The sequence below is a fragment of the Enterococcus sp. C57 genome (assembly GCF_040887305.1).
In the GTDB taxonomy this organism is placed as follows: Bacteria; Bacillota; Bacilli; order Lactobacillales; family Enterococcaceae; genus Enterococcus_B; species Enterococcus_B hirae.
Genome location: NZ_JBFOFP010000016.1, coordinates 1 through 13,054 on the forward strand (window position 1 = coordinate 1; position 13,054 = coordinate 13,054).

Annotated in this window: 15 protein-coding genes; all 15 read left to right on the forward strand. The window is 34.0% G+C overall.

Features of this window, described 5'->3' with window-relative positions:
* Window positions 1-207: 207 nt before the first annotated feature.
* A complete protein-coding gene (locus tag AB5M32_RS13495) occupies window positions 208-513 on the forward strand; it encodes a hypothetical protein (RefSeq protein WP_010738086.1) in 306 nt (101 codons plus the stop codon).
* 979 nt (window positions 514-1,492) lie between these two features.
* Window positions 1,493-1,750 carry a hypothetical protein gene (locus tag AB5M32_RS13500; protein ID WP_128436235.1) on the forward strand — a complete coding sequence of 86 codons (258 nt, stop codon included), beginning with the start codon at window positions 1,493-1,495 and terminating at the stop codon, window positions 1,748-1,750.
* 31 nt (window positions 1,751-1,781) lie between these two features.
* Window positions 1,782-1,895: an LPXTG cell wall anchor domain-containing protein gene (locus AB5M32_RS13505; protein WP_181915241.1), complete on the forward strand. Its 114-nt coding sequence runs from the start codon at window positions 1,782-1,784 to the stop codon at window positions 1,893-1,895.
* Window positions 1,896-2,569: 674 nt separating this feature from the next.
* Window positions 2,570-2,851, forward strand: coding sequence for a hypothetical protein (locus AB5M32_RS13510; RefSeq protein ID WP_081115510.1), 282 nt, complete (start codon window positions 2,570-2,572; stop codon window positions 2,849-2,851).
* Window positions 2,852-4,327 carry a peptidoglycan DD-metalloendopeptidase family protein gene (locus tag AB5M32_RS13515; protein WP_368024522.1) on the forward strand — a complete coding sequence of 492 codons (1,476 nt, stop codon included), beginning with the start codon at window positions 2,852-2,854 and terminating at the stop codon, window positions 4,325-4,327.
* 248 nt (window positions 4,328-4,575) lie between these two features.
* Window positions 4,576-5,622 (forward strand): FUSC family protein, encoded by a 1,047-nt coding sequence (locus AB5M32_RS13520; RefSeq protein WP_081115508.1) that lies wholly within the window; start codon window positions 4,576-4,578, stop codon window positions 5,620-5,622.
* Window positions 5,623-5,830: 208 nt separating this feature from the next.
* A complete protein-coding gene (locus tag AB5M32_RS13525; RefSeq protein WP_128436221.1) occupies window positions 5,831-5,935 on the forward strand; it encodes a DUF3789 domain-containing protein in 105 nt (34 codons plus the stop codon).
* 37 nt (window positions 5,936-5,972) lie between these two features.
* The gene (locus AB5M32_RS13530) at window positions 5,973-6,350 is read left to right on the forward strand and encodes a hypothetical protein (protein WP_368024523.1); all 378 of its coding nucleotides are present in this window, start codon (window positions 5,973-5,975) and stop codon (window positions 6,348-6,350) included.
* Between the two features lie 195 nt (window positions 6,351-6,545).
* Window positions 6,546-6,737, forward strand: coding sequence for a hypothetical protein (locus tag AB5M32_RS13535; RefSeq protein WP_237558383.1), 192 nt, complete (start codon window positions 6,546-6,548; stop codon window positions 6,735-6,737).
* An 18-nt stretch (window positions 6,738-6,755) separates the two neighbouring features.
* Window positions 6,756-7,688, forward strand: coding sequence for a hypothetical protein (locus AB5M32_RS13540; protein ID WP_368024524.1), 933 nt, complete (start codon window positions 6,756-6,758; stop codon window positions 7,686-7,688).
* A gap of 383 nt (window positions 7,689-8,071) precedes the next feature.
* The gene (locus tag AB5M32_RS13545) at window positions 8,072-8,359 is read left to right on the forward strand and encodes a hypothetical protein (protein ID WP_161645545.1); all 288 of its coding nucleotides are present in this window, start codon (window positions 8,072-8,074) and stop codon (window positions 8,357-8,359) included.
* Window positions 8,343-8,717, forward strand: a complete 375-nt coding sequence (locus AB5M32_RS13550; RefSeq protein WP_002334431.1) for a hypothetical protein — start codon at window positions 8,343-8,345, stop codon at window positions 8,715-8,717. The genes AB5M32_RS13545 and AB5M32_RS13550 overlap by 17 nt, the downstream gene beginning before the upstream one ends.
* A complete protein-coding gene (mobP2, locus tag AB5M32_RS13555) occupies window positions 8,717-10,663 on the forward strand; it encodes a MobP2 family relaxase (protein ID WP_010720562.1) in 1,947 nt (648 codons plus the stop codon). Before AB5M32_RS13550 ends, mobP2 begins: the two co-directional genes overlap by 1 nt.
* Window positions 10,664-10,720: 57 nt before the next feature.
* Window positions 10,721-11,929 (forward strand): DUF3991 domain-containing protein, encoded by a 1,209-nt coding sequence (locus AB5M32_RS13560; RefSeq protein ID WP_081115473.1) that lies wholly within the window; start codon window positions 10,721-10,723, stop codon window positions 11,927-11,929.
* A 10-nt stretch (window positions 11,930-11,939) separates the two neighbouring features.
* Window positions 11,940-13,054: glucosaminidase domain-containing protein (locus AB5M32_RS13565; protein ID WP_368024525.1), on the forward strand; the 1,115-nt coding region annotated here is incomplete at its 3' end.

Sequence of the window (13,054 nt, forward strand, 5' to 3'; positions counted from 1 at the left end):
TATTTGAAGTCGATACAGGTTGAAAAAATAAAAGACGCCAATTGCCTTTTACAATATATCTTTGATACTTCTAGCGGTTCCCTTAGTCTATTTAGTTATGTCTGAGAGTATCTCTTGGTCTTTTGCTGTTTCTCTTTAATTATTTTGCTAGTTATATGTTATTATTACGTATGTAATGATGGGTAGCTATCTGAAGGAGGGGTTTTTATGTCTATGAAGTTGTATGTGTACTCTCATGCGGTAAATGTGTATATCTTGCGGTATTTAGGTATGCCAGTGGAGCAGTTTTGTGAACTTTATGGCTTTAATCAAGGTACGGTGGCTAGTTGGGTAACAAGGGAGCGTTCGGTAGAGACGTTGCCTGCGTCGTTTATTTATGCTTTGTCCTTGGCTTCTAGTCATAATATGGGGGAAATCTATGAAGAGTTGTTGAAGCTACAAGAAGACTATTATTGTTATCGTGAACGTGTAGGATTCAAGAAGGGAAAGAAAGTGAAAAAACGCTTAGATTGATTTTTGATAAATTTTATTATATTACAATTATTACAAATAGAATTGTTTATTTTATCATATATCGTAATTAGAAATCTATTAGATAAAATCATAATCGTTGGTTTTGGTTTCAAAATCGTAAATGAGAGAATCAAACAGAGAAAAACAAACGTTTGTTCCCGTTTTATTTTTGTGCTATGCTGTTTTTGTAAAGATTTTTACAAAAAAACGCTTTATTATTGTTTGTCAAGTAGTCTTAACAAAAAATTAACATAAATATTTTGCGAAATTTCGTCAAATATTTATGTTTTTTTGGGTTTTCAAACGAAAATAAATATGCAATACTTAGCTTGTCAATTGATCGAGCAGCTGTTCAAATTTATTCATGAGTAAATGATTTTGTGAGTAGAGGAGGATGAAAGCCTATTGTTATTGACTTTTTGGAAGCGTAAAAAAATACAATGATAAATTTATTTGCAGATTGTGAATGAATATGTTATCGTTTTTTTAGAAATTTTCAAATTAGAATGAATTTAAAAGTAAATATACTTTTTTTGTTGCGATGTGTTGCTGTGCAATGTAGAGCTCAACAAAAAAAGGAGTGGTTTAGAAATCTCGCTGAGAAAGAGCGCCAACTCTTTCAAAGGTCATAGATTTCTACCCCGACCGTTAGAACAGATAACGGTGCTACTCCTTTTTGAGTTACAGGTTTCCCTGCAACATGAACAATAATACCATAAAATTAAGTCAATGAACAATCTTGTATTTTATACTTGTTGTAGTTTTTTTTCTTTTATGGTGCAGTGTATCTAAAAATTTTTTTAGTTGTACTGTTGCTTTATTGTCGTGTTTTAAGCGAGATTCTGTAGTTAAGAAAGAGAGAGACTGTTATTGCTTCTTTGGAGGTAGTAGCTAGTTTCTCTCTTTTTTTGTTGGGTTCCACATTGTTCAACAAAAAGTGGAACAATAATAGTTTGAGACTTTTGAAGTGGAGGAAACAATGTTTGGAAAATTTTGTACAGTTGAGGATCTGAAACGTCAAGCAATTACAATTAAGCTTTATAACAACAGTGTTTGGGCTAATTTAGGGGACGGACGATTTATTAATCGTCAATCAAAGCAAATTCGACCAATTTCTATGCTTTATCGTTCCACTCGAACGGTTGTTGGTGTGAATTATCAAGTGATTGCAAAGCGTAAAAAGAAGCGAGAAGGACTCTTGTTTTTGGAGAAACCTTACAAGACAAAATACATGTAAGAACGGAAAGATTTTTCTTGTTTGCAAGTAAATCTCTTTACCAAAAACGAATGAATCAAGCAACGTACTAATAAGTATGATCGGCTTGGTTCTTTTTGTTTGTGCTAGTGTTGTAGTTTTTGTTCGTCGTAAATCACACAAATAATTAATGAAATAGAGATAGTTGAAATGACTATCTCTATTTTTATTCAAGGAGAGTGAGAAAAATGTTTTCTAAATTTCTGAACAATTATAAAATGCTACAAAAAAATATGCTGACCCTATGTATTTTGAAGGAAAGCAAAAAAATGTATCTTTTTAGAAAAATATAAATGTTCAATATACGAAGTAAGACCAGTAATATGTAGAATGTATGGCATGTGTCTTCCTTGTGGGTTAATTAAGAATAAAGAAGTTGTTTTTCAAGAAGGAAGAGATTTAACTAATATTCAACTAATTATTGGAGACGAGATTATTAAGCAAAGAAACTATCCCTTATTTTATTTCTTTTCTTTCTTCTTAAGTGAAGAATATTATCATATTACTATGAAGAAGCTGTCAATGATACGTTCTCGGACAGAAAAAGGCTATGCAGATTTTACAAGAATGGTTAAAGTGTAATTTTATTTTTTTCTATGCTAATATTGTATTATTTTGTTCGTTGTAAGTCGCACAAATAATTAATAAAAAATTGAATACCAAATAAGCGGTTAGAAAATTTCTAATCGCTTATTTGGTTTTATAAAGGAAGTAGCGAGTTTTATAAAAATTTTTTGAAAAAAATGTGAAGTCACTTTATTGTTGAGAGATTTTGGTTAGAATGAAGGAGGATAACGATAAGTGAATAACAATTGTGATAATCAGGTTTCTTCTGACTTAAAAGAAGGCGTTTGGCAAGTAGAAGATCATACGCTGTGTGAAGAATGTTCAGAAGAACTATTTTTCAAAATGAAGGATAACTATCATGAATTTTCTTTAAGTATATCCGTCGTTTTGAATTGTTTGTTCATTGCAGAAAAAGAAGGATATGTTCCTAGATTACCAGATTATTGGTGGGTTCAAATTCGACAAAAGATTCCTGCAGAAACTATATTGAATAAAGGAAAGGAAGAAAATTTGTAGATGAAGAGAACGAGTAAACTATTATCTGCTTTATTATTATTAGGTCAAGTTGTTGGCTATACTCCATCTGTTTTAGCAGACGAAGAACAATCAACTGTAGCGACAGAACAATCAACGACAGTGAATACAGATCGTTCTACAACTGATAGTACAGATACAACTAAGGAAGAAACCACAACAGATTCTTCCATTGAACAACCTGAACAAAAACCAAGTGAATCAAACGATCAGACGACTAACTCTACGGCAGATAGCTCACAAACAACAGAGTCAAAACCAGAAAATAATACGCGAGATACTACTGAGCCTTCAGAAACGATTCCTGTGGAACAGCCAACTACAAAACCGAGTGAATCGGGCAATCATGGAGCAACACAATCAACGAAGCCTGCGGAAATCACTCATTCACAATCGGTTGCGACACAGCCTTCAACAACTGGACAAAATGTGCAACCAAAAGCAGAAACAAAGGTACAAGCTCAAACTGTGCAAGAAGAGTCAAAAGCTTACCGTCAAGCACCAACTGCGCCCATTCAAGAATTAGTACCTTCTAGCAAACAGGATAATAAAGGAAACATTCATTTTGAAAAAGACGAGTCTGTCGAAAGTTTTATTCGTAAAATTGGCGAATCTGCTCGTAAAATTGGACAAGAAAATGATTTGTATGCTTCAGTCATGGTTGCTCAAGCGATTTTAGAATCGGCGAGTGGTCAAAGTCAATTAGCCCAAGCGCCGAATTACAATTTATTTGGTATCAAGGGTACACATAACGGAAAAGGTGTCTCTTTTGCGACACAAGAAGATTTAGGTAATGGGACACTTTATACTACTCAGGCAACTTTTAGACAGTATAAAAACTACGAGGATAGCTTAAATGACTATGCTCAACTATTGAAAGAGGGCTTAACAGGAAATAGATATTTTTACGATGGTGTTTGGAAAACGAATGCGAAAACTTATCAAGAAGCAACGAAATTTTTGACAGGATGTTATGCGACAGATACTAGCTACGATAAAAAATTGAATGGTTTAATCGAAACCTATGATTTAACTAAGTATGATAAAGAAGTAGCGGGTCCAAAATTAAATAAAAAAGGATATGCCGTTCCATTAAAGAATTACACGATTTCTAGTCCATTTGGTAATCGTGGAGGAGAATTTCATCGAGGAATCGATTTGGCAGCACCACAAGGCGAGCCAATCTACGCTAGCAAAGCAGGAACGGTTATTAAAGCAGAGTTTCACCCCTCATGGGGCAATTATGTAGCCATTGAGCATGAAGACGGTACAACGGCTTTATATGCGCATCAACAAGAATATCAAGTCAAAGTTGGTGACAAAGTAAAACAAGGACAAATTATTGGTTATGTTGGCTCGACAGGAAACAGTACAGGTAGTCACTTACATTTTGAATTATGCTTAGATCACAGTTTAAACCAATCACAATTGATTGATCCAGAAACAATCTTATTCTAAGAAATATTCTAATATTGATTTTCTGAATAAGTTGAGTACAAAAATTATAAAAAGTTATGTTGAACAATTAAAAATTAGCAAAAGAAGTATGACGTATAGTAGTTTAGTTTGGTCGATATGAGAGATTTACGTAAGTGAAAAATTAATTATATAAGTATTCTCTATTTTCCAAAAAACTCTTACTTCAAGTATTTATAACTGCTAGATTTAGTTAAGTAATTAGCAGTATTAGTAAGGAGGTAGAGAGAATGACTTTTTATCAATTACTACAATTAGATCCTTTAATACTTAAGCAAAAAATAAAAAGTACAAAATCCAAGTATGATCGTAGAAAATATCTTTTATCCCTAGTTTTACGTTCATTTTTAATTGTTGGTTTTGCTATCTGTGTGATTGCTTTATCTACGAAGTTTTTTGGTGAATCCAATAAGTCATATGCTATTGTCTTTTTCTGTATGATGCTTAGTCTAAGATTCGTTGACTTTGGGTATAAATACGCTCAATCAATTTTAGGCTTGAGTGTTGTCTTTGGTGCGTTTTTTGTTGCACCATTTGTCCATTTATTACCACATTTTACTTTGCAAGTATTGTTGCACTTCCTTTTACTAGGAGGAATACTAATTGCTACTCTAAGTGATCCCAAAATGGGAAATCCGTCATTATATGGATTTTCTTATATATTTGTTGTTTATTCGACAATAACAGAACAAATAACGAAAAAATTATTGAATGATCGTCTTCTTTTCTTTGGTCTCTTTTTCCTTATATTTTGGTGGATAATTTATCACAATCATCGCAATAAGCACAAAAAAAAAACAATGTTCAATGCTTTAAAAGAAAAGAGTGTTTCATTGAAAATTTGGTTATTTTCCTATGTATTTTTCATTAGCTTATTATTGTCTGTTAGTCAGTATATATCTTTTGAACGATTCATGTGGGTTGGGTTTGCCTTTTCCTCTTTATTTGCGAGCTATGGATTTTCAATAATTGATTTGAAAACACGTGCAACCGATCGTTTGTTAGGCACAATTATTGGTATATTTTCTTTTATTCTATTAAGTATGTATTTACCAATTGAGATACTAAGTTTATTGGGTGGTATTTGTTTAGGATTTTGTTCAAGTTACCGTTATAAAACGGTTTTTAATTGTATTGGTGCGTTGACGATAGCTAGTCAGATGTATGGAATTCCTCAAACATTAGCAATGCGGTTTACTTATAACTTGTTAGGTGTAAGCTTAGCTATTTTGGGAATTTGGTTTGTAAAAATGTTGTTAAATCAAAAAAAATTGTGAAAGAGGCTAATTGATAAAAGAGCTTGCTCATATCATATAGTAAGTATAATAATTATTCTAATAAAAATAAGTATAGAAAATAAATTTATATTATTATCTTTTTATATAATTTATTTTCCAATCGCGCTTGCTTGATCCAAAAACAGTCTTATTCTAGGAAATAAGGCTGTTTTTATTTTGCTATAAAGGAAAGAAGGAAGGAGTTCATATGATATTTTATGCAGGTCTGTTTGTGGGTACTATGTTTGGAATAGGAATCATGGCACTATTAGTTCCAGGAAAACAAGAAGATCAACAATTTAAAAGAGAATAAAAACAGATTTATCTAATTTTTAGGAGGAATTTTTATCTTGGAAAACCAAAAATCAAATTTATATCCTGTGAAGGATTTATTATTAGAAGAGAAAGATTACAATTTTTATGCCTATAGTAGAGATATTATCAAATCTCGTGTTTCAAGAAAATTGAGAAAGAAAAAGAATGGCATAATTGAAACTGAATATTGTTATTGCTTACCTGACAATGCTATTAAGAGTCAACTAACTTATCAAAAACAGTTACCAAATGCTCGATATATTAAGAATTTGTGTATTTTAGATGATCGAAGAAATGTCATTCAAGAAGTACCTATTTTGAGAGTGATCCAATCTCGAAGTGGGGCTTTAAATTTTGGAATTGATCGTCAGGCATTTACGGAAAATCTGATGAAACAAACTACAAAAGAATAAGTAGGTATTATTTAATTTAGGATTTTAGGAGGATGTTTGATTTGGAGAGACAAGAGGAAAATCTATCTTTTCCTGATTTATCAATCGAAAATACAGGAAAGAAGTGACGACACGTTACTATATTTCAGGAAAAACGAAAGAAGACGTCCAGCAACAAGCAGATAAAATCAATCAACGACTTTCTATACTTTTATCATGAAACAAGACCCAAGTTCGATTGATGAATTAAAAGATTCTTTCAAAGAAACCCTACGTGAGAGCGAGTTAGAAAGTATTCCTAATCTTAATCAAGGACAAGCAATTTTAGCAATCAAAGGGAAAGGAAATTTCCATTTGAATATTGATTTATCGAAAGAAGAAATCGAGATTTTTGCCGGCGGTCATTAATTTAGAAGTTTATTTTTTTTGAGAGGAAGGTGGAAACTTATCGTTACTTTTATTCAACAAAAATGGAAAAAAACGAAACAATTTTTTGTCGAGCATGCGGATCAATTTTATCGTATGGCTCTTTTTTTTACGATAGGAATGGTCTTATTTTTTTCAGTACCTTCCATTCTTTTAGGGACAGAAAAAGATTTAGCGGACACGCCTATCGGTGTGAATCATAGCCTTTCTTTGAATGATCTAACCCTTACACAATTAGAACGAGGCTATAACGAAAAGACACATTATGCCGAGATATTATTGAAAGCAGATGGAACAATGCCAGAAGGTGGAAAGTTAGAAATGATTGCTTCTGAATCAAAAACAGAACAAGAAATTCCGCATCATTTGATCCGTTTAACAGAGAACTATTATTTGATTCAGCTCTCTCAGATTCCAGAAAATTGGAAATCAATCGTCATTGATATTGGTATTGTTTCTCCAACAAATCCTGATTTCGATCCAAAAAGTATTCAAGATTTATTTGAAAACCATGGTCGAAAAGAAGTCGATCCAGATGAAGAAACTGTACAAGGTGCTTTGTTTATGAATCGAAAAAAAGTACCAGAAGATCCACAGGCAAAACCACAAAATGAGGACAAGTATTTGGCAAAATGTTTAAAGTTACAAATCAAAGAATCAGAAAAATTGATCCAAACAAATAAAGATTTGATTCGTCAAAGTCAAAAATTTATTGAAGGAATTGAGAGGGAAATCAATGAGTTAGAAAGCGAAAAGAAATACGAGACGAAGACAGAAGTTGAAGAAACCAATCAAGAAATTCAAACGAAACAATCGCAAATTAGTGAGTATGAGACAAAAATTACTGAAGCAAAATCTAACAATGAGGAATTGCAGGAGAAGATCCAAAAGCTTCATGAACAGATTCAAGATTATCACAAAAAAGAGAAGTGATTTTTTCCAATTTATTTCAAAGTACCCCTCACAAAAACTGTTAAACGGCTCACAAAAATTGTTTTTTGGTTAACAGAATTTGTGTAACCCTCACAAAAATTGTGAAAACGGCTATTTTAGGGGGTACCTCAAAAAGCCCGACACTGTCGGGTTGAGGGACGTTTAGGCCCCCCTTTTTGTCTTATGCTCTTGCACTAGTAATGGCAAATTACATTTTAGAACGAAAGAGAGGGAGATCATTGATTCGATTCGTATTGTGTTTATTGATCCTTTTTATTTTTATGGGTTGTATTTTTTATGGAATCTATTATTTTTTATCGAACAAAGGAGAAAAATTTCGTCAATTTTTGTCGACTATGAGGTTTAAAAGGAGAAGATGATTAATGGATATAAAAATTAAAAATGTGAATAAAGAAGAGTGGGATCGTTTTGAAGCATTTTGTAAAAAATCAAATCGTAGTCGCTCAGAAATGTTAAAGGAATTTATTCGTGATGCAGGAAAATTTGAAGCAGTACTCGAAACAGAATTACGAATGAAGGCGATAATGGATGATGTAATCGCCCACTTAGATTTAAACACACAAGCGTATTTATTAAATGTTCAACAAGGACTAATCCCTTTAGTCCAAGAACCAATAAGGGAGGAAAACATCAATGACATTTTCAATTAATCCTAACCATCGTACAGAAGATTTATTAAATGAGCTGTTAGGGAAATTTGGTGGAACGAAAACTGGTGTGGTAAATATTTTAGCGGATCGTTACTTAGCACAAGAAAAAATGATCGAACAACTACAAGAAGAATTAGATGAAGAACGTCGCTTGCGAAAAAGTTTGTTGCGAAATTTAGAAAACAAAATGAATGTGGTTTACGAAATTGAAAACACACGACTTCATTACGAAGATTTTCCCAAAATGAAATCGTCTGATCAAGAGCCCAATCATATTTTAAGAGAAGCAGAAAATCATTTAGAGATGAAACGGAATCAAGAGATTTTTCATCACTTTGAACAGCGAGTGAATGACTGATGGGGTCGTCTCCTGGGATTATTATGACTGGAAAATTTGCTCGACCAGGTTCGTCTGCATTTCAGTCTTACATCGATTATATGGATCGAGAAGAAGCTGTTCGTAATGAAGCTTATGAGGCCTACTCTGCTTTTACGAATAGAGAAGGGACGAGTGCGGCGTATGAAGGAGACGAAGACGAAACATTAGAAGGGTACATTCATTATATGGCGAATCCTGTCAAAACGTCTCGCTTATTTTCCACAGATAAACACCAATTAAATGAAGAAGATTTAAAAAGAATGAAAGAACAATTTACCGCCGCCGCTAAAAATGGAAGTGTCATGTGGCAAGATGTTTTTTCATTTGATAATCAATGGCTGGTTCAACATGGCTACTTAGATGAACGAACGAATCAATTAAAAGAAGAAAAAATTCATGAAGCCATTCGATTAGCGATGGCTACGATGTTATCAGAAGAAGGAATGACAGATTCCGCTGTGTGGACAGCTTCTATCCATTACAATACAGATAATATTCATGTCCATGTAGCGACTGTCGAACCTTATCCGACTCGAGAGAAGAAAAGGTTTGTCGATCCAGAAACAGGTGAGTTGGTTACTGAGGTCAAAGGATATCGTTCGCGTAAGATCATGCGTAAAATGAAATCAGTTTTTGCCAATCAATTGTTAGGTTTACAAAAAGAACGTGCGAAAATTGATGTGTTGCGTAAAGTAATGATTGAGGGAATACGTTCCGAACAAGGACAAGAACAATTGAACCATATGGTTATGGATTTACAACGTGTGGCTGAAAAATTGCCCGAACAAAAAGGTTACCAGAAATATGGTTACGCAGAAAAATATGGATTTAAAAAAGAATTAGACAAAGTGATCCAGTCTTTTATCGACCAAAATTTTCCTGAGTTGTATCAAGAAATGATGGATCGACAAGCATATATTCAGTCAGAAGAAGAGTCTGCATTTGGAGAAGGTCGGAATAGTTCTGAAAATAAATTGCATACCTTATACACACGTCTAGGAAACCATATTTTAAAAGAAATCCAAGCGATGGATCTCGTTCCTAAAAAAAGACAAGTCAGCGGTTCATTAGGAGAGATGATGATGGAAGATCAGTCAATTGATCGTGACAAAATCACAGAAGAGAATCAGACAAAAACGACTGAAGCTTTTCAACTTGCACTTGAACGAATTGTAAATAATCCTGCACGACACCGAGCCAACGAGCCTCCAGTTTTGGAAAGTTTGTTGGCTTATATTCGTACGGAAGAAGAAAAAATGAATGTAATCGAGGAAGAACCCGATGAACGTGAACAATACAAACGAGAATTAAAAAAGGAATGGAAACTTCGCACAAGTAATACCCAAAGAATGACCATTCAGGAAGTAGAAGAAAGCAATTTTCCTCCGATGTTGAAAAAAATGATTCTAATAAGTTCGAGACAAGAAACGATCACAGAACAAGTATTTGATGAACAAACCGAATACTTTATCGATCAGTGTTTACCAAAAAGTTCTAAAGTATCAGAATACCAAAAGGAATTTGTAAAAAGTTTGAAAGAATCAGTGGAGAAAATTGAAAACAATCCTTTCCAACATAAAGAAAATGAACCACCAACAGCGGAAGAATGGCACCGTTATTTTCAATCATTGGAACAATCCATACCAACAGAAGATTCTTATGACCATTTATTCCAAGGTCAGGCTGAAGAGGTGCGTTCCATGTATCAACGAACAAAAGAATCATCTGAAAAACAAGCGAAATGGACGAAGAAACGGCGTTTTCCATTATCCAAAAAAGAACGTGCCATGTTACAAAAGCAATGGCAGAAAGAAGTAGCCAAACGAAAACAAGTGTATCAACTTCAACGTGTATTGCGAGAGAATACAGAACAATGGCGAAATGAACGCTTTTATGAACGAAACATTTTAGATCTATCCGTTTGACGAGTGAACAACTTTTATTGAAGTTGTTCTTTTTTTATTACTAAAGGAGGATGTTAGATGAGTTACTATTCACCAAATCAAATAAAGGAAGCACGTAATTCAGATATTTTGGAATATATGATCTCAAAAGGAGAAACTTTCCAACGCCAAGGCAACTATTATCGTCATACAGAACATTCTAGTTGGGTATATGATAGTCGTCGAAAAGTGATGTTTTTCAATAAAGAGATCGATCAACCTGCGGTCAATAACTGTATCATATTAGCGATGAAACTTTATGATTTTTCTTTTGAAGAAGCCATTGGCGATATTTTAGGCAGTGAAGTCAAGGTGTTGTCTGAAGCTGATTATCAAGTGAAGGAGAATGAACCGTTAAACTATCAACGAGACATTAAAGAACAGTCCAATTTTTCAGAAGTGTTTTCTTATTTGACCAAAGAACGAGAAATCGACCCAACGATTGTGACCTTATTTAATCAAGCCAATCTAATTGGTGAAGATCGCTATCAAAATATTATTTTCAAATTTTTTGATCGAACCCAAATCATGAATCCTACAGTGGTGGGCGTGGAATTAAGAGGAACACGTTATTTACCAGAAGAAAAACGGTTGATCAAGGATCGTCCTTATTTTCTTTTCCAACACCCAGGGAATCAAAAAGATGCGATGTTTTTTGCTAGTTTAAACTCGAAAATTCCTACTGGAGAATTAAAAGTATTTGAAGCACCGATTGAAGTGATGAGTTATCTTTCTTTATATAAAGAAAGATATTTTGGTGCGAAAAAAGTATTAATAAATACTGATTTTTGTGCCATGTCAGGTTTGAAGCATCAAGTTGTAGAATCCTATTTTAGAAAAGTATTAGAATCCAATCGGAAGATGGCAGAAGGGAAGAAAACGATCGTCCCACGTATTTCATTGTGTGTGAATAATGATGAAGCAGGACGAGACTTTGTCGATCGTTTTAAGAAGTATTTGGCACAAAAGGGATATTCAGAAACATTTATCAACTATAATGTTCGTCAAGAATTGCCGGTATCACAATTGGGGAAGTCTGAATCCTTTGACTACAATGATTTATTAAAAGAAACCAATCATTTGAAAACTATCGATCGATCCATGATGGTTCAAGAAGACAACTTGATGGAACGATCTATATCGGCTAAAGAAGACAACGTGGTGGAACGCTCCATAGTAACTGAAAAAGATAACGTAGTAGAACAGTCCATGATAGTCAAAGAAGATAATGTGATGGAACAAGCGTAGAGGTATCTGAATGAAATGGAAATTAATGGTGTTTGGTTCAGGTCTTCTTCTATTGCTTTTACCTTTTTTTATTATGCTAAATATGATGATACAAATGATTGGTTCAGTAGGGGCAACAGAAGAAGTAAGTTCTTGCTCAGAAGGAATGTTTACCGGAGAGTATACGGAAGATTTACCTATTTTTGAGGAAATTAAAGGAAGAGGCCCCATTACAGATGAACACGCGAGATATGCGGTAGGAGCGGCAGTAAAATACAAATTATTACCTTCAGTCATTCTTTCGCAATTAGGATGGGAAAGTGCTTATGGACAATCGTATTCTGGAAAAAATGATCATAATTATTTTGGGATAACCTGGTATTCAGGTTGTCCTTACCCTAAAGGGAGTGCAAGAGGTGTCGGAGGAAGTGAGGGAGGAAATTACATGAAATTTCCTGATGCAAAAGCATGTTATGCATATTATGGTTACATGGTGGCTACTCAATCCAACTTCAATGCGTGTGTGGGAAATAAAGATCCTGGACAATGCCTTTTAATTCTAGGTAGAGGTGGGTATGCAGCAGCAGGAATTACCGAAGGAAGCGCATATTATCAAGGAGCTATGGGAATTATTAAATCCTATAATCTAACTGAATACGATGAATTTGCGATCAAAAAATGGGGAAGTATTGGTTCAACTTCTAGTGGCGGAAGTACTGGTAGTTTAGGTGGTGGATGGTACAATCCGTTTCCTGGATCAAGTTTAGATCGAAGTTCATTTTTGGGAGGACAACTTTTTGGAAAAAATCCTGGAGGAGAATTTCGCGTGAATGGTTTCCATAATGGCTTAGATTTTGGATCGGTTGATCACCCTGGAAATGAGATACATGCGGTTCATGCAGGAACTGTCGTATTTGCTGGTAATCCAAGTATTGCAGCATTGGGTTCATGTGTCATTGTTATAAAGGATGGTGATTTAAGTATGGTGTATCAGGAATTTGGTTCTTCTCCTTCAAATGCACGTGTTAAAGTGGGAGATAAAGTCAAAGCAGGACAAGTAATAGGAATAAGAGATACGGCACATTTACACTTAGGATTTACTAAGAGCGATTGGTATGCCGCCCAAGCTTCAGCATTTAAAAATGA

What these genes read in the sequence shown, in the direction of transcription:
- AB5M32_RS13535 (WP_237558383.1), top strand. Translation starts at nt 6,546, where the DNA reads ATGAAACAAGACCCAAGTTCGATTGATGAATTAAAAGATTCTTTCAAA.
- AB5M32_RS13495 (WP_010738086.1), top strand. Translation starts at nt 208, where the DNA reads ATGTCTATGAAGTTGTATGTGTACTCTCATGCGGTAAATGTGTATATC.
- AB5M32_RS13550 (WP_002334431.1), top strand. Translation starts at nt 8,343, where the DNA reads ATGACATTTTCAATTAATCCTAACCATCGTACAGAAGATTTATTAAAT.
- AB5M32_RS13520 (WP_081115508.1), top strand. Translation starts at nt 4,576, where the DNA reads ATGACTTTTTATCAATTACTACAATTAGATCCTTTAATACTTAAGCAA.
- AB5M32_RS13515 (WP_368024522.1), top strand. Translation starts at nt 2,852, where the DNA reads ATGAAGAGAACGAGTAAACTATTATCTGCTTTATTATTATTAGGTCAA.
- AB5M32_RS13525 (WP_128436221.1), top strand. Translation starts at nt 5,831, where the DNA reads ATGATATTTTATGCAGGTCTGTTTGTGGGTACTATGTTTGGAATAGGA.
- AB5M32_RS13560 (WP_081115473.1), top strand. Translation starts at nt 10,721, where the DNA reads ATGAGTTACTATTCACCAAATCAAATAAAGGAAGCACGTAATTCAGAT.
- AB5M32_RS13500 (WP_128436235.1), top strand. Translation starts at nt 1,493, where the DNA reads ATGTTTGGAAAATTTTGTACAGTTGAGGATCTGAAACGTCAAGCAATT.
- AB5M32_RS13545 (WP_161645545.1), top strand. Translation starts at nt 8,072, where the DNA reads ATGGATATAAAAATTAAAAATGTGAATAAAGAAGAGTGGGATCGTTTT.
- mobP2 (WP_010720562.1), top strand. Translation starts at nt 8,717, where the DNA reads ATGGGGTCGTCTCCTGGGATTATTATGACTGGAAAATTTGCTCGACCA.